General features: G+C 52.5%; 15 protein-coding genes. 12 read left to right on the top strand and 3 right to left on the bottom strand.

All coding sequences use genetic code 11. The features are described from left to right. A partial coding sequence (locus ACOYIE_RS03625) for a precorrin-6B methylase (RefSeq protein ID WP_433410805.1) occupies positions 1-811 on the bottom strand: 811 nt, incomplete at its 3' end. Positions 812-1,240: 429 nt separating this feature from the next. On the opposite strand from ACOYIE_RS03625, the gene ACOYIE_RS03620 reads away from it, so the two are divergent. Further along, positions 1,241-1,663 (top strand): DUF2871 family protein, encoded by a 423-nt coding sequence (locus ACOYIE_RS03620; protein ID WP_433410804.1) that lies wholly within the window; start codon positions 1,241-1,243, stop codon positions 1,661-1,663. A 299-nt stretch (positions 1,664-1,962) separates the two neighbouring features. Beyond that, on the top strand, positions 1,963-2,808 hold the full coding sequence (locus tag ACOYIE_RS03615; protein ID WP_433410803.1) for a tyrosine-type recombinase/integrase: 846 nt from the start codon (positions 1,963-1,965) through the stop codon (positions 2,806-2,808). 84 nt (positions 2,809-2,892) lie between these two features. Here the strand turns inward: ACOYIE_RS03615 and ACOYIE_RS03610 are convergent, their stop codons facing one another. Beyond that, positions 2,893-3,105 carry a hypothetical protein gene (locus tag ACOYIE_RS03610; protein WP_433410802.1) on the bottom strand — a complete coding sequence of 71 codons (213 nt, stop codon included), beginning with the start codon at positions 3,103-3,105 and terminating at the stop codon, positions 2,893-2,895. On the opposite strand from ACOYIE_RS03610, the gene ACOYIE_RS03605 reads away from it, so the two are divergent. The 6 genes from ACOYIE_RS03605 (at position 3,091) to ACOYIE_RS03580 (ending at position 10,267) form a co-directional block, all read left to right on the top strand. Then, complete coding sequence (locus ACOYIE_RS03605; RefSeq protein ID WP_433410801.1) at positions 3,091-3,918, top strand: tyrosine-type recombinase/integrase; 828 nt, start codon at positions 3,091-3,093, stop codon at positions 3,916-3,918. The two genes, ACOYIE_RS03610 and ACOYIE_RS03605, sit on opposite strands and share 15 nt — an antisense overlap. A gap of 103 nt (positions 3,919-4,021) precedes the next feature. Further along, positions 4,022-7,555 (top strand): S-layer homology domain-containing protein, encoded by a 3,534-nt coding sequence (locus ACOYIE_RS03600; RefSeq protein WP_433410800.1) that lies wholly within the window; start codon positions 4,022-4,024, stop codon positions 7,553-7,555. Then, the gene (locus tag ACOYIE_RS03595; RefSeq protein ID WP_433410799.1) at positions 7,552-7,644 is read left to right on the top strand and encodes a hypothetical protein; all 93 of its coding nucleotides are present in this window, start codon (positions 7,552-7,554) and stop codon (positions 7,642-7,644) included. Before ACOYIE_RS03600 ends, ACOYIE_RS03595 begins: the two co-directional genes overlap by 4 nt. Before the next feature lie 223 nt (positions 7,645-7,867). Beyond that, positions 7,868-8,752: a DMT family transporter gene (locus ACOYIE_RS03590; protein WP_433410798.1), complete on the top strand. Its 885-nt coding sequence runs from the start codon at positions 7,868-7,870 to the stop codon at positions 8,750-8,752. Beyond that, positions 8,739-9,251 (top strand): M48 family metallopeptidase, encoded by a 513-nt coding sequence (locus tag ACOYIE_RS03585; RefSeq protein ID WP_433410797.1) that lies wholly within the window; start codon positions 8,739-8,741, stop codon positions 9,249-9,251. Before ACOYIE_RS03590 ends, ACOYIE_RS03585 begins: the two co-directional genes overlap by 14 nt. A 38-nt stretch (positions 9,252-9,289) precedes the next feature. Continuing rightward, positions 9,290-10,267 carry a carbohydrate kinase family protein gene (locus ACOYIE_RS03580; RefSeq protein ID WP_433410796.1) on the top strand — a complete coding sequence of 326 codons (978 nt, stop codon included), beginning with the start codon at positions 9,290-9,292 and terminating at the stop codon, positions 10,265-10,267. A gap of 113 nt (positions 10,268-10,380) precedes the next feature. Here the strand turns inward: ACOYIE_RS03580 and ACOYIE_RS03575 are convergent, their stop codons facing one another. Then, a complete protein-coding gene (locus tag ACOYIE_RS03575; RefSeq protein WP_433410795.1) occupies positions 10,381-11,220 on the bottom strand; it encodes an alpha/beta hydrolase family protein in 840 nt (279 codons plus the stop codon). Positions 11,221-11,493: 273 nt separating this feature from the next. On the opposite strand from ACOYIE_RS03575, the gene ACOYIE_RS03570 reads away from it, so the two are divergent. From ACOYIE_RS03570 to ACOYIE_RS03555, 4 genes are all read left to right on the top strand, one after another. Beyond that, positions 11,494-13,107 carry a mannitol dehydrogenase family protein gene (locus ACOYIE_RS03570; protein ID WP_433410794.1) on the top strand — a complete coding sequence of 538 codons (1,614 nt, stop codon included), beginning with the start codon at positions 11,494-11,496 and terminating at the stop codon, positions 13,105-13,107. A 143-nt stretch (positions 13,108-13,250) separates the two neighbouring features. Continuing rightward, positions 13,251-14,444, top strand: coding sequence for an AI-2E family transporter (locus tag ACOYIE_RS03565; protein WP_433410793.1), 1,194 nt, complete (start codon positions 13,251-13,253; stop codon positions 14,442-14,444). Positions 14,445-14,633: 189 nt separating this feature from the next. Next, complete coding sequence (htpG, locus tag ACOYIE_RS03560; protein WP_433410792.1) at positions 14,634-16,541, top strand: molecular chaperone HtpG; 1,908 nt, start codon at positions 14,634-14,636, stop codon at positions 16,539-16,541. Between the two features lie 26 nt (positions 16,542-16,567). Further along, positions 16,568-17,062 (top strand): diacylglycerol/lipid kinase family protein (locus ACOYIE_RS03555; protein WP_433410791.1); only part of this gene is annotated, 495 nt, incomplete at its 3' end.

Raw genomic sequence — 17,062 nt, 5'->3', positions numbered from 1 at the left:
CCATATCACCGATGCCAAATTTTTCAAAAAGCTGCGGCAGTTTGGAGACCACGCCGAAATCAAGCGTATATACGACAAACTCCATATGGGGATTCACGCGCAGCAGGCAGGCAATTTCCTGCTCCATGCTGGCGGAAGCAACCAGAAAAGCAAGCGACGGAACGGGCAGACCCGCCATGGTGTCATCATCCACATGGTCGATGATGCTGACATTATTCAGGCCGAAGCGCTGGATGTTGCTGTCCATGGTTGCACGGTCATGGCGGCTGTATTCCACGGCAATTACTGTGCCCTCGCTGGCAATCAGCGCCGCCTCCACGGCAATGCTTTCACCGCTGATGATGCAGACCGTGTCCTGCTGGTCGATGTGCAGTTTGTTCAGAATGACCGCCCGGATTTCACTGCCGACATAGTGGATGGAGCCGCGGGAAAAGCTGGAATTGTCCATGCCGATTTTGTAGGTTGTGCGTGCGTTCGGGTTGACGATCAGCATGCCGGCTGAGGCGTTGATGCCGCGGTCGATCATGTTTTTGAGCTTGTCGTGCTTGATGGGGCCGATGGGGTCGGAGCCTTCGTTATACCACACGTCGCACTCGCCCAAACCGACGTCCCACATTTTATAAAAAATATCGGGGTTGCCGGCATCGGTAAAGACAAGTACCGTGCGGTTGGATTCAACCGTAGGAATCAGGTTTTTGTTTTTGCGGGTAATATCAAGCATTTTGACCTTTTCCAGATCAACACCAGCATTATAGGCAAAGTATTGCAGCCAGGCAAGAATACGGTCGTTTGTAAACATTTGATTTTCCATACGGATGTCCTCCTTTGCGGTGCGGGCACGGCCCGTGTGATGCGATCTGCGCGGCAGATGGTGGGAGTTTTTTCATTTATAGTGTACCATATCTCCAACGAATTCCCAAGAAAGATTTTCATAAATTAGTAAGTTTATGGGAAACCTGGTGAGCCGTGTGCGTTTTTTTGAAGGAATGATGCGGCGCCCACGATGCTGCGGACTGCCCTGAGTTTTATTATGCGGCGAATGGAGGGCTGATGCGAAGTTATTTTTGCGTTTGGAATTTCATTTTGAACGTGCAGTGTCCTGCCGCCTATGATATACTAAAAAATAATTAGCGAAAAGGAGGCCGGCGAACATACGAGACACAGGATGGTTCCGTGGAAGCGTACTGTTTTAGAGCTATGCATGCGGACTGATGCAAACATTGAAAAAGGAGAGATGATTTTGAAGCGATACGCAAATGCAGCGCTGCTGTATGCCGCTTTGGCAATGGTTGGCGGTGTGTTTTATCGGGAGTTTACAAAGTGGAATGATTTTTGGACACAAACTACATTAGGCGTGGTGCATACCCACTATTTTATTTTGGGCATGATGTTTTTTCTTTTGCTGCTTGTTTTGGAAAAACAGCTTTCGTTTACCGGCGCAAAGACGGGACGGGTGCTGGCGTTTTATCACATCGGCTTGAATTTGACGGTTTTGATGCTGGTGGTGCGGGGGATTGTGCAGGTATTGGGAATTGCGCTTACCGCAGCGGCAGACGCGGCAATTTCTGGTTTTGCAGGCATTGGACATATTCTGTTAGGCATAAGCCTGGTGGTTCTGCTGGTGCAGATAAAACGCAGTATTGCGGAGGATAAAGACGAATAGGACGCTGAATCGTTATCTTTTCCGGCATGGGAGGAATGGACCAATGGGATGTGAACGCGCGGATAGGTGCGCGCAGCCGGACGATTTCGTGCGCGAAAAGACAGCAAGTACCGGCTTCTGCCGGTGTGTGCCAAACAGGACGCATCTGCGTTTTTGCGCAGCAATTCAATAGAAAAAGCACCACCTTTTTATATCCTTGACGAGATCATGGAAGGGTGGTGCTGTTATTTTTTATTTCTGTTTCCCGCTGCCGGTGCAGCGGGACGCAATGTTTTCATATTGAGATTGGGAGGCCGCCTATGAACAAATATATTTTAACATTGGACCATATGACTGCCTATGTGGACTGGCTCAAGGAAGAGGAACGCACACAGGCCACAATAGAAAAATATCTGCACGATATATGGGCGTTTGTGCGCTGGCTGCATGGCCGCCCTGTTGCAAAGGAACTGGTAATGGAGTGGAAGCAGGAATTGCTTTCTGCGCATCGGGCGCCATCCACGATCAATGCGGCTCTTTCTGCGCTGAATGGCCTGTTTCGTTTTTTGGGATGGGAAGGCTTTCGCACCCGCTTTCTGAAAGTGCAGCGGCGTATGTTTCGCGATCAATCCCGCGAGATGACCAGGGAGGATTACAGGCGCCTGGTGTCTGCTGCCCGCCGGTTAGAACGGGAGCGGCTGGCGCTGCTTATGGAAACGATTTGCGCTACCGGCATTCGTGTCTCGGAAGTGAAGTATATCACGGTGGAAGCGGCAAATCACGGACGGGCAGAGATTGCAATGAAAGGGAAAATCCGCGTGATTCTGATTGCCGGAAAACTATGCCGCAAGCTGCAAAACTATGCCCGAAAACAAAAAATCGCTTCCGGAGAAATCTTTCTCACAGGAAGCGGAAAAGGCCTTTCGAGGCGGCAGATCTGGACGGAGATGAAATGGTTGTGCAAATATGCGGGGGTAGAGCCTTCGCATGTATTTCCGCACAATTTGCGGCATTTCTTTGCCGTAACATTTTATCGGGTGTGCAGGGATATTGCCAAGTTGGCCGATATGCTGAGCCATTCCAGCATTGAAACCACCCGCATTTATCTGCTGACTTCCGGTGCGGAACATCAAAAGTATCTGGAGCGAATGGGGTTGGTTATATAAACAGAATCAATATTCTGACTATTCTTTTTTCCAAAAATCATCCCTTATTCACATTCTTATAGCAAAATTATACCATCCTGTGAATCATAATGCAATCATTATTCGATCTTTCAGGCGTGAAAAACCCAGCCGTAAAAGAAAAAATTTTACGGCTTGTTTTTTTGCGCTCTTTTTTCTGCAAAAATTTTCATTTTTAGCAATTTCCCAGCACAATACAGAAGAAAAAAGCGCTTCACCCGCAATCAAAAAGTCAGAATATTGATTCCGAAAAGGGGTGAAAGAATGCGCCAAAATCATTTTGCCGAAGCGAAGCAAGACCGGGGACTGCGGTTAACCAGGGAATTGGAAGCGCAGTTTTTGGAAGCGCTGCGGCAATACGGACGTGCAGAGGATACGATAAACGGATATCGCCGAAATTTGGAACGGCTTCGGCAGAGTTTGCCGGAAGACATGCTGTTGAACCATGCCACCCTTTCAAACTGGCAGATGGAGCTGCTCAATCAAGGCTACTCTTCCAGTACAGTCAATGGCTGCACGGCTGCGGTCAATAGTTTGCTGGAGTTTGCCAGGCGGAGAGATTTGCAGATTGATCCCGTGCCCCCGACGCAAGGCGAGGCTGCGCTGCCGGAATTGACCCGCAGTGAATATATGCGGTTGCTGCAAACTGCAAAGATGCTCAATAAGCGCAGAGCATATTTGCTGGTGCTGCTGTTTGGCACGGTTGATTTGCCGCTGCAATCGCTTCCGTGTGTGACAGTGGAAGCGGTGAAAGAAGGGCGCATCGGCGATTCACAGCGGATGCGGCTGCCGCCGATTTTAAGAGAGGAACTGCTGACCTATGCGGAAGAAAAGCAAATCCATACAGGGCCTATTTTTCAATCCCGAAATGAAAAGCCGATGACGCGCTCAAATGTGAATAGCAGTATACAGGCATTGGCGCGGAATGCAGGCGTGGATGTGGAAAAATGCAATTCGCGCTGCCTGCGCAAAATGTGTCTGGCTACGCAGCACAGCATTCGGAAAAAGCTGGAGGAGTTGGCAGAGCAGACGTATGACCGGATGCTGGAAACAGAAGCAATGACGGTGGGCTGGAATGACAGCCGGAACTGAGCGGCGGATGTAAAAATAATTGCATGTGGCACAGAAAAAGCAAGGGCGTGCCGTGTGCATTTGAAATATGTCAAATGTAAATCAAAGAGAGGATGTTTCGTGTATGAGCAGAAAAAATCGATTCGTGAGCATTCTTCTTGCACTTTGCATGTGCATCGGAATGCTGCCGATGACGGCGCTGGCGGCGGACGGGCAGCCTGTCACAAGCTGGGATGCCTTAAAAACGGCGATTACAGATGGACAGGAGACCGAGGTAACGGTCACGGTTTCCGGTACGCTGGAAAAGAAGGCGGCTGACCAGCCTATCGAAATTCCCGCGGGAAAGACCGTAACGCTGATTGGAGAAACCGGTGCAAAAATTATTCGGCCGGACAAGTCCACTGTGGGTGAATTTGTAGTTCCCAGTGGCGCGGAGCTGACCCTTTCGGGTGATATCACGGTGGCTGGAGCGGAAACGAATAGCAACCCTGGCAATTTGTCTCAGGCCAACTTTGTGAAGGTTGCGGAGGGCGGCAAACTGCATTTGAAAGGTGCGTTGACGGCAGCTACCTATGCGATCAACCCCAAATGCGGTCATAACAGCTTTATTTTATGCGAAGGCGAAACGACCATTGAAGAAGGCGCCGCATTGTCCGGCTGGCTGTGCAACGACAGCCAGGGAGAGTTTAAGTCGGAATGTGCTGCTCTGGTCGTAAAGGGAGCAAACGCCAGCCTTACCATGACAGGCGGTGAGGTCTCTGGAAATGAAAATAGAGCGACCAGTGGTAGTGCATCAGGTGCTGCGGTTCAGATTCGGGACGGAGCTGCCTTCATCATGCAGGGCGGCTCGATTCAAGATAACACAGCCGGTAAACAGGGCTGCGGCGGCGGCGTCATGATTGCCGGCGGCGGCTGCCGCTTTGAAATGACCGGCGGCGACATCACCGGCAACATCGCGCAGTATGGCGCGGGCGTGTATTTGGAAGGTAAGGCAGCAGGGACCCAAACGGAAAAGGTACCTGCAACCTTTACCATGACCGGCGGCTCGATTTCTCAAAATGTTTTGAATAATTCGGGTGGCAGTTACGGCGGAGGCCTTTACGCGCAGGATGCGGAGGTTCAGATTGTTAAGCTGGATGGTGCGGCAGCTGGGCCTGAGTTTAGCAGAAATACCACTTCCATATTTCCAGGAGAGATGTGGTCGCCATTCACTGCTGACGGTGGCGCAATATATTGTACAGATTCTACCGTCGAAATGAATGGTGCAGATGTCTCAAACCATCAAATGGAGAGCACAAATGCGCACGGAGGAGTTGTTCATCTCAATAATACAAATGCTACGTTGACGAATACCTCAATGACAAATAATCAGTGCGGTAATGTGAATATGGCATATGCAGGCGCTTTTTATATTGTGGGTGCGTCTGATGTAACAATGAACAATATGACCATTACGGGAAACTCTGCTGCACCGGAATCACAAGATACCAATGGCGGGGCAGGCGCTATTTGTGTTTCAGGGTCTAAGGCTGCTCATGCGAAACTGGAAATTACAGATTCGGTGATTTCCAATAATCTGACCGGCGGCGCGTACGCTGGCGCGATTTATTCGGAGTACGCGGAACTGTCTATTGCCAATACAGAAATCAACGGGAATACGGTGCGTATACCTGACAGTGAAACCCCGAAAGATTGGTTCATCTATAGCGGCGGAGCATTATATCTGGCTGGCAGCACTGTAACGCTGGAAAGAGTTACGCTTTCTGATAATCAGTGCGTGGATGGCTATGGCGGCGCGATTATGATGGAAGATATCACTGATAGAAATGGTACTGTCCTTGAGCCGTGTAATGTGACTCTGACCGATTGCACCTTGATGAACAACAAGGCGGAAGATGTGAATAGCATAGTCAACGGTAGCCAGGGCGGCGCTATTTATGTTGGTTCCGGCACTTTGACCTTGCAGGGCAATACAACCATCACCGGCAATGTCGCAACAGCCGGCGGCGCCATCGTGAATGAGGGCACGCTGAATATGCAGGGCGGTACCATCACCGGCAACACGGCGACGGGCACGGATGCGACTAAGGACGAGGGCATCGGCGGCGGCGTTGCAAACCTGGGCACGTTTACCATGACCGGCGGCGCACTCCATAGCAACACCGCGGCGCGCGGCGGCAACGATTTTTATAACTACGCAGAGAAACCGGCTGGTGGAGATGTTGATATTAACATAAACGACAAATGGGAAGGCAATCATGGCATGGAACTGGAATCCTTGCTGCCAGTAAGCCGCGCCGCCGCGGCCCACGGTACGTTTACCCTGTTGGATGCAAAATCCTTTGGCTTTGACGGCTGGTATGAGGACGCGCCGGATGCCCGATATGCAGACGGTACAACGACATCGTATACAGTAACGCCCAATGACACATCAGAAAAATATCTGACGGTTGGAAAGCCGCTTGCCGTAAAGGTAAAGGTTACATTTGAACCTGGCGAACACGGCACGTTAAGCAATCCAACCTCCTTTGAGCTGACAAAGGGAGAAAAACTGACTGCCATTTCGTCTGTTACCGCCCAAAGCGGCTGGCAGTTCGTGAATTGGAAGGATGCAGCCGGCAAGGAGTACACGTCGAAAGAAATCCTTGCGCTTCCGATTAGCGATAACATGACCTTCACCGCGCAGTACAAGACGGTTTCGTCCGGCGGTGGCGGCGGCTCGTCGTCCCGTTACACGCTGACGTACCAATCCAACGGCGGCACGGAGTACAAGAGTGAGCGTTACGACCGCAACACGGTCGTCAAGCTGGACAAGCTGCCTACCCGCGAGGGCTACACCTTCACCGGCTGGTATGCGGACAAGGAACTGTCCAGGCGCATCACCGAAATCAAGATGACCTCCAACAAAACGGTCTACGCTGGCTGGCAGGTGACCGGTGTGCCGGATTGGCTCAACGGCGACGACCACTTCGCCTATGTGGTGGGCTACTCGGACGGCACGGTGCGCCCGCAGAACAACATCAGCCGCGCCGAGGTTGCCACGATTTTCTTCCGCCTGCTGAAGGAGGACATTCGGGAAGAAAACCTGACCTCTGCCAACGTGTTTGCCGATGTGAACGAGGAAATGTGGTGCAATACGGCAATTTCGACGATGGCAAAGCTGGGCGTGGTCAAGGGCCGTACCGCGGAGCGCTTTGACCCGAACGCGCCCATTACCCGCGCGGAATTTGCGGCCATCTGCGCACGGTTTGACACCTCCAAACGTGACGGCGACAGCAATTTCACCGACATTGCCGGTCACTGGGCAGAGGATGAGATTGAGCGCGCCGCGTCTCTGGGCTGGATTAAGGGTTATACGGACGGCACCTTCCGTCCGGAGAACTACATCACCCGTGCCGAGGCGATGACGATGATTAACCGTGTGCTGAACCGTCTGCCGGAGGATGTGGACGATCTGCTGGACGGCATGAACGTCTGGCCGGACAACCAGCCGGATACATGGTACTACCTGGCGGTACAGGAAGCGACCAACAGCCATGACTTTACCCGTAAGGGCGATGTGCATGAGCATTGGACCAAGCTGACTGAGAATCCGGACTGGAGACGTTACGAAACGACTACTTCTGGGCAGCAGAGCAGGGCGTTATCCATGGTATGACTGCCGATACCCTGCATCCGCAGGGGCAGACAACACGCGCGCAGGTTGCTGTAATCAGGATGCGTTTCTGCGAGCATACCGCGAAGTGATTAAAAAACGGAAGTTGCTGCATTGGAATCATGAAAAGGGCGTGCCGTATGGCGCGTCCTTTCTTTTATTGCTGTGGTATTTCAGGCGGGGGCAGGAGCAAACCGTTGGTAGGAAGATACATGAAAAAGCGCAGAACAGGTGGAAAATACGTCGGTTTCCCACTGGAAAAGAGGAAAATGTTGTGCTATGATTAAGAAAAAATAGGTAATGAGGGAATGAAAAATGCCTGCTAACAAAAGTAAAGCAATCGGTTTTGTGCTGCTGTCCGCCTTTGGCTTTGCAATGATGAACCTGTTTGTGCAGCTTTCGGGTGATCTGCCATTTATTCAGAAAGCGTTTTTTCGCAATGTAGTGGCAATGTTTGCGGCGATGGCGGCGCTCAAACGCGAAGGTGTGAGCTTTCGCTGGGAGAAGGGGAATTTTCCGCTTTTGCTGCTGCGCGCAATGTTGGGAACTGTAGGAATTTTTTGTAATTTCTATGCGCTCAATCATCTGATGCTGGCCGATGCGAATATTTTAAATAAAATGTCGCCGTTTTTTGCAATTCTGTTTTCACTTTTGCTGCTGAAGGAGCGCGCCACGCCGTTTCAATATGCTGCGGTGCTGATTGCGTTTGGCGGAAGTCTGCTGATTATCAAACCGGGCTTTTCAGCAGACGCTTTTCCTGCCTTTGTTGGTTTGCTGGGCGGCGCCGGTGCTGGCGCAGCGTATACAATGGTACGCATTCTTTCCAAGCGGGGAGAGAAGGGGCCGCGGATTATTTTTTTCTTTTCGGCATTTTCAACGCTTGTTACGCTGCCGCTCATGCTGCTGGATTTTCAGCCGATGACGTGGCAGCAACTGCTGATCTTGCTTGGCGCGGGTCTTGCCGCAACACTGGGTCAGTTCGGCATTACGCTGGCGTATGCGTATGCACCGGCCAAGGAGATATCCGTTTTTGATTACACGCAGGTGCTGTTTTCCGCGCTGCTTGGCCTGGTTCTGCTGGGGCAGATACCCGATGGATGGAGCATATTGGGCTACATTGTGATTTGCGGTATTTCCGTCATCAGCTTTGTGCATAACCGCAGGCTGGAAAGGCAGGAGCAGCAAAGTGGCGGATTATGAAGTGCGCCGTTCCCGCCGGCGCACGTTGTCGCTTGAAGTGACGCGGGAGGGGTGTGTGGTGGTGCGTGCGCCGCTGCGTGTTTCACAGGCGGAAATCGAGCGGTTTGTGGCAAAGCATGCGGCATGGCTGACACGCGCGCAGGACCGCCAGCGCGCGTGGAGAGAAGCGCATCCGGAACCGGACGCGGAGCGGCAGGCGGTATTAAAACAGGCGGCGCAGCGGGTTCTGCCGGAACGGACTGCGTATTTTGCACAGCTGATGTGCCTCCGTCCGGCAGGCGTGCGGATCACTTCGGCGCGGACGCGGTTTGGGTCGTGCAGCACTACCAATCGTCTGTGTTTTTCCTGGCGGCTGATGGACTATCCGGCAGAGGCAGTGGATTATGTGGTTGTGCATGAACTGGCGCATATTGTGCATAAAAATCATGGACCGGAATTTTGGGCGCTTGTTGCGCAGTACCTGCCGGATTACAGAGCGCGCCGCGCTATGCTGCGATGACGGCATATGGGTGTGCATCAAATAGATGGAGGAACCAAATGAAAAGAATAGTTGCCATCGGCGAGCTGCTGATTGATTTTGTGCCGCAGCAGAAGAACTGCCCGCTGGATGAGGTCACGCATTTTGAACGGGTGGCAGGCGGCGCGCCGGCCAATGTCGCAACGGCCGCAGCCCGTTTGGGCGGCCGTGCCGCGATGATTTCCCAAGTGGGCGAGGATGCGTTTGGTACACATATTCTGAAAAAGCTGCGGTCGAACGGGGTGGATACATCCGCCGTATACCGGACGAACCGTGCAAATACAGGACTTGCCTTTGTATCGCTGGATGCGGCGGGAAATCGGGAGTTTTCCTTTTTTCGCAATCCCTCGGCGGATTTGTTCCTGGAAGAAACGCAGATTTTGCCGGAACAGTTTGCAGATTGCGGTGCGCTGCATTTTTGTTCGGTGGATTTGGTGGACTGGCCGGTTAAGCGCGCGCACCGCAGGGCGATTGCGCTGGCCCGTCAGGCGGGAGCGCTGATTTCTTTTGACCCCAATGTGCGGCTGCCGCTGTGGGAGAGTCCGGAGAAATGCCGGGCGGCGATACGGGAATTCTTGCCGCTTGCCGATTTGATCAAACTTTCGGATGATGAGGTCAGGTTTGCAACCGGATGTGAAGAGGAGCGTGAAGCGGCGCACAAGCTGCTGGAAGGCCGGTGCGGGCTGGTACTCATTACGCGCGGCGCGAATGGTTCGGCGGCATATACGCGAAAAACTGTGGTATCCGTGCCGGCGATGGATGTTCCTGTGACAGATACGACGGGTGCAGGAGATTCCTTTATCGGCTCTTTTCTGTACCAGCTGGTCCGTGACGGCATAGCCGCAGACGGCCTTGCTGCATTGGACGGGCGCATGCTGGAGCGGTACCTGCTGTTTTCGGCGCGGTATGCCTCGCTTACGGTGCAGCGCAAAGGCGCGGTGATGTCGACAATGGAGGAATTGCTGAAAACGTATCCGGCTGAAAGCGGAACAACGTGAAAACGGTGCAAAAGAAAACGCCCGGCATGCGCAGCATGTCGGGCGTTCGATTTTCTGTTCGGAAAAGGGATAAAGCTGGAAGAACAGGGTATGCTGGATAGGACAGTGCTCTGTTACAGCGCGGCGCGATACTGCTTTCCCAGAAAATCCGTTACAAGTGCCGAAAGCGCAAGACGGTGGTCTCCTGCAAAGTGATCGGTGGGCAGCGTGCAGGAAGAGAGCAGATTTCCGCCGGCGGCATGGATTGCGCGCTCAAGCGGGTCACTGTGGCAGACGGGCGGCGTGAAACGGTCATATGCGGCCTTGATCAGCAGCAGAGGCTTGGCAGCAAGCAATCCGGCAATGTTTTCAAAACGATAGTCTTCGCTGTGCCGGCGCAGCTCGTCAAGCAGCCTGTCAGGGCTGGTGCCGCTGAGCCAGGGCTGGCTGGAAACCAGGACCTCTTTCTGAATCTGCGCGGCGGATGGATATTCGCGTTCGTTTTGCCAGATGCGGCCGATATCGCAAGGCATAAGCAGTGCTGCTGCCCGTATTTCCGGACGATGTGCGGCAAGCTGGGCGCAGACAAAGCCGCCAAGGCTGTGGCCGACCGCATAAATATGCGATGGATCAAAACCAAGGGAAGTGTCGCGCAGGATATAGTCAAGCACGCTGTTGGCATCCTCCAGATTGTGCCCAAAGGCATAGCTGCCGTCGCTGCCCCAACTGCCGCTGTAATGAAACAGGACAACGTGAAAACCGGCACGCCGCAGCGCCTGGCCGATATCGAGATTTTTTTCATTTCCGGGAATGCCGTGCAGCAATACTGCAACCGGATGCGGCCCTGCGCCTGCCGCAGTATAAAGCAGACCGAGCAGCTTGCCGCGCTTGCCGGGGATAACCAGACCGCGCAAATCGGGCGCATTGCTGCATTTTCCATAATGCTGTTCGGTGGTAACAAATTCATAATCCATCTCGATCACCCCATTAGAAGAAGTTGGTTTGATAAAATTATAGTACCACGTTTGCACTGGCGGGGTCAACTGCGGCGGTTGATACTTCAGAATAAAAGCAGTTGTCTTGAAAATTGAAAAAATTCCCGAAAACCGGATTCACATTTTGGATAAACCGCGGTATAATCAGAGCATCAGCAGGAAGTAGCTGGGATGGCCGCGGTATGGAAAAATGCCCGACACAGCCCGGGCTGGGCACAATTGCAGTTTTATAAGGAAAGGAATGTTGTTACCATGAAAATGAACCTGGAAACCCTGCAAAACCGTGCAGCATGGCAGAATATCGGCGTAACGCTGCCGGAATTTGATGTTGCGCAGATGCGTGCCAAGACCGAGGAGGCGCCGATTTGGGTCCATTTTGGCGCGGGAAATATTTTCCGCGGTTTTGTGGCGCGCCTGCAGCAAAAGCTGCTCAACGAAGGCCTGGCGGAGTGCGGCATCATTGCGTCGGACACATTTGATTATGACATTATTGATAAGATTTACAAGCCTGCGGACGAACTGACCATGCTGGTCGGCCTGAAACCGGACGGCACCACCGAGCGGGAGATCGTTGCTTCTATTGCGGACAGTGTGAAAGCGGACAGCGCGGATGCAGAGGAAATGGCCAAGCTGCATCGGATTTTTGTCAACCCTTCTCTGCAAATGGTCAGCTTCACCATTACAGAAAAAGGATATGCGCTGCGCAATATGGCGGGAGAATTGTTCCCTGTGGTGGCAGAGGATATGAAGAACGGTCCGGCGAAGGCCCGTCATGCAATGAGTATGGTGGCGGCGCTGATGCACGACCGGTATCAGGCGGGGGCGGCCCCTGTTGCATTGGTCAGCATGGATAACTGCTCGCACAATGGTGAAAAACTGCGTGCAAGCGTGATGGAGATTGTGAAAGCCTGGCAGGCAAACGGTTTGGTAGAGGATGGATTTGCTGCGTATATGGATGACGAGACGCGCGTTTCCTTCCCGTGGAGTATGATTGATAAAATTACGCCGCGTCCCGCGCAGGTTGTGCAGGATGCGCTGACTGCCGACGGCGTGGAGGATATGGCGCCCATTGTTACCAGCAAGAACACGTTTATTGCGCCGTTTGTCAACGCGGAAATTCCGCAGTATCTTGTGATTGAGGATAATTTCCCGAACGGCCGTCCGGCGCTGGAAAAAGCAGGCGTTTATATGACTACCCGCGATACGGTAAATGATACGGAGCGCATGAAAGTCACCACTTGCCTGAACCCCTTGCATACGGCGCTGGCAGTTTACGGCTGCCTGCTTGGCTATACCAGCATTGCCGAGGAAATGAAGGACAAGGAACTGAAAACGCTGGTGGAGCGTATTGGCTATGACGAGGGCATGCCGGTTGTAACCGACCCGGGCATCATCAAGCCGATGGACTTTATTGCAGAAGTGCTGGAGCAGCGCCTGCCCAATCCGTTTATTCCGGATATGCCGCAGCGTATTGCGACGGATACCTCGCAGAAGATCGCAATTCGTTTTGGCGAAACGATCAAGAGCTATATTGCCTCTGACCGGCTGGATGTGCAGCAGCTGACTTTCATTCCGCTGGCGATTGCGGGATGGCTGCGTTATCTGCTGGGCATAGATGATAAGGGCGAAAAAATGGAGGTTTCCGCCGACCCGATGCTGGAAACGCTTCAGAGCCAACTTGCCGGCATCGAATTCGGCCGGCCGGATACGGTTGGCGGTAAGCTGCGGCCCATTCTTTCCAATCCGGCTGTATTCGCATCCGATTTGGTTGCGGCAGGCATGGCGGAAAAGATTGAAGGCATGTTTGGGGAATTAATTGCAGGGCCGGGCGCTGTTCGCCGCACTTTGCAGGCATATCTGGGCTGATACGCCGCCTTAGAGAAAGAAAACAGCGTGATATGCAGAGGCGTATCACGCTGTTTTGCTGCCCGCACAGAAAATTTGAACATATCATGAATTATTTGGAAGGATGCTTGACGAACCGGCGGGAAAGTGTTTAGATAATAAGAATGGAGATAAACGAGGTGGATAGAATGGACCTGAACCGCAGGACGATGAAAAAGCTGATGGGGCTGATTGCTTTTGCCATTCTGTTGTATGTGGGGCTGCACAATACAAAGCTGGCCGCCGGCGCGCTGCGTTATTTGCTGGGGCTGCTGGCGCCCTTCATTATCGGCGGCTGCTTTGCCTTTGTTTTGAATGTTCCCATGCGTTTTTTTGAAAAGCAGCTGTTTTCCTCTGCGCAGATTGCCTCCCCAAAGCACTTGAGCCGAACCAGACGTGTGGTAAGTCTGGTGCTGACGTTATCGGTCGTGCTGGGCGTAATTGTGGTTGTATCGTTCATGGTGGTGCCTGAGCTGTATAACTCGATTGCGGCAATCGGCAGGGAGCTGACGCAGGCCAGCGCACGGGCGCCGCAGATATTTGACGACCTGGCGGCAAAACTGCCCATGTTTGAAAATGAACTGATGCAGATGAAGGACAGCTTTCTCAATGTTGACTGGCAGTCGCTTATCACCATTGTTGTGGGATTTTTGTGGAACGGCAATTTGCTGAGCAGTACGGTAAATATCGCCACCTCGGTGGCAAACGGCGTGGCCAATACGGTAATCGGCCTGGTGTTTGCCGTGTATATTCTGTTGCAGAAAGAGACGCTGGGCCGCCAGTTTCGCCGCCTGTTCTATTCGTTCCTTCCGGAAAAACAGGTGGACCGTTTTCTGCGGACCTGCAGCCTGACGTCGGTTTCGTTTAACCGTTTTCTGTCAGGGCAGTGTCTGGAGGCGTTTATTCTGGGCATGATGTTTTTCATCAGCATGTCGATTTTCAAAATGCCCTACGCGTTGGTGATTGCGGCGCTGATTGGCGTAACCGCGCTGATTCCGATTTTTGGCGCGTTTATCGGCTGCTTTGTCGGCGCGCTGCTGATTTTAATTGCCAACCCGATGAAGGCGCTGTGGTTTGTTGTGCTGTTCCTGGTGCTGCAGCAAATTGAAGGCAATATCATTTATCCGCGCGTGGTGGGCAGCTCGGTCGGCCTGCCGTCTATCTGGGTGCTGGCGGCCGTGACTTTGGGGGCAAGCATTGCCGGCGTGATCGGCATCCTGGTGGCGATTCCGGTCTGCTCGGTGATTTATACGCTGCTGCGGGAATCGGTTCGCGCGCGCATCCGTGAACGCGGAATTGCAGAGGAGAAGATTGTATAGAACGGCTTTGAGGCGGCAGCGCTGGACGCTGCCGCTTTTTGTGCGGAGAAGCGGAAGAAACATTTTTGAATAAACCGTGAATTTTTTCCGGAAGGGTTGATTTTTTAGCGCGGGGGGCTTATCATAACAATGTTGGCACTCGCCTATTGAGAGTGCTAATTTATTAAAATCATAGAGGTGGATGTAGTCATGGCAAAGAAGCAGTTCAAGGCAGAGTCCAAGCGGCTGCTGGATTTGATGATCAATTCGATTTATACGCATAAGGAGATTTTTTTGCGTGAGCTGATTTCCAATGCGTCCGATGCGACGGATAAGCTGTATTATAACGCGATGAAGGAAGGCAAGACGGGCATTACCCGGGACAGTCTGCCGATTGCGCTGACGCTGGACAAGGAAAACCGTAAATTTATCATTGAAGATCATGGCTGCGGTATGACGGCGGCCGAACTGGAAAGCAACCTTGGTACAATTGCGCGCTCCGGCTCGCTGGCCTTCAAGAAGGAAAACGAAAGCATGGACGATGTGGATATCATCGGCCAGTTTGGCGTGGGCTTTTATGCGGCGTTTATGGTGGCCAGCCATGTTGAGGTTGTGTCCCGCGCACTGGGCAGCGAAGAAGCTAACCGCTGGGAGTCGGACGGCGCTGCCGGCTATACGGTAACGCCGTGTGAAAAGGAAGAAAACGGCACCCGCATCACATTGACGATCAAGGAAAACACGGAAAATGAGAACTATGATGAATTCCTTGAGCCGTATCGGATTCAGTCGCTGGTGAAGAAATATTCGGACTATATCCGTTATCCGATTAAAATGGATATGACGCATTCCCGCATGAAGGAAAAACCGGCGGATGCAGGAGAGGACTATAAACCGGAGTGGGAGGAGTATACGGAAAATGAAACGCTCAACTCCATGGTGCCAATCTGGAAGAAGTCCAAAAAGGAACTGAAGGACGAGGATTATAATTCGTTCTATATGTCCAAGTTCTATGACTATCAGCCGCCGCTCATGCATATCCATACAAGTGTGGAGGGCGCGGTGACGTATACCGCGATGCTGTTTATTCCTGCGCATGCGCCGATGGATTACTATACCAAGGACTATGAAAAAGGCTTGCAGCTGTACTCCAATGGCGTTTTGATTATGGATAAGTGCGCTGATCTGCTGCCCGACCATTTCAGCTTTGTGCGCGGCATGGTGGATACGGCTGATTTGTCGCTCAATATTTCCAGAGAGATGCTGCAGCATGACCGTCACCTGAAGGCGATTGCGCAGAGCATTGAGAAAAAGCTGAAAAGCGAGCTGCTGAAATTACAGAAGGATAAGCGCGAGGATTATGAAAAGTTCTGGGCTGCCTTTGGACGTCAGCTCAAATATGGCTGCTATGTGGAATATGGCGCGCACAAGGAATTGCTGCAGGATCTGCTGATGTATCATTCCTCCAGCGAAGATAAGCTGGTTTCGCTGGATGAATATGTTTCCCGCATGAAGGAAGAGCAGAAATACATCTATTATGCCTGCGGTGAGACGATTGACAAAATCAAATTGCTGCCCGCAATGGAAACGCTGCGCGATAAGGGCTATGAAGTGCTCTGCATGGATGACAATATTGATGAATTCTGCATCAAGATGCTGGCAAACTACAAGGAGAAGGAATTCAAGTCAATTGCAGATGCCGATCTCGGACTGGAGAGCGAGGACGAAAAGGAAGAGATTAAGAAACTCGCGGAAGAAAATGAAACCGTGCTGACTGCGCTGGGCGAAGCGCTTGCCGGCAAGGTGAAAAAGGTTGAACTGACCGGACGGCTGAAAACACATCCGTGCTGCCTGCGCGCAGAGGGACCGGTTACGCTTGAGATGGAAAAGGTGCTCAACCAGCAGGCGCTGGATGACAGCCAGCGCGTACATGCTGAGCGTGTGCTGGAGCTGAACGCCGCGCATCCGATTTTCCAGAAGCTGTGCAAGCTGCAGCAGGAGGGATCGGAGCAGCTCAAGACCTATGCGGAGATTCTGTATACACAGGCGCTGATGATCGAAGGCATGCCGGTGGAGGATCCGGTGGCGTATGCCAATGCGGTGTGCAGTCTGATTTCATAAAGTCTGCTGAAAGGAGGGGCGCGCCGATGAAAAAACTTTTGTTTATTATCAACCCGCATGCGGGCCGCGGCGCGATGAACGGAAAAATTATTCCCTGTGTCAGTGCGATGCAGCAGGCGGGCTTTGATGTGACCATTTATATCACGCAGGGGGCGCAGGACGCCACCCGCGTGGTATGCGAACGAGCGGGTGAGTTTGAACGCATCGTTTGTGCCGGGGGAGACGGCACATTGAACGAAACGGTAACGGGACTGATGCAGGTGCAGCCCTCGATGCGCCCGCCGCTGGGCTATCTGCCCGCAGGCACAACCAATGATTTTGCACTGAGTCTCGGCATTCCCAAAACATCCATTGAAGCCGCTTCGGTTGCGGTGGGCGATCATTTGCAGGCGTTGGATATCGGCCGGTTTAATCAGCAGTATTTTAACTATATTGCGGCCTTTGGCGTCTTTACGGAGGTTTCGTATGCCACACCGCAGCAGACAAAAAATGTTTTTGGCCGTGCTGCTTATTTGGTGGAG

It is taken from the genome of Agathobaculum sp., from assembly GCF_050946325.1.
In the GTDB taxonomy this organism is placed as follows: domain Bacteria; phylum Bacillota; class Clostridia; order Oscillospirales; family Butyricicoccaceae; genus Agathobaculum.
This window is presented reverse-complemented; position numbering and strand designations above follow the sequence as displayed.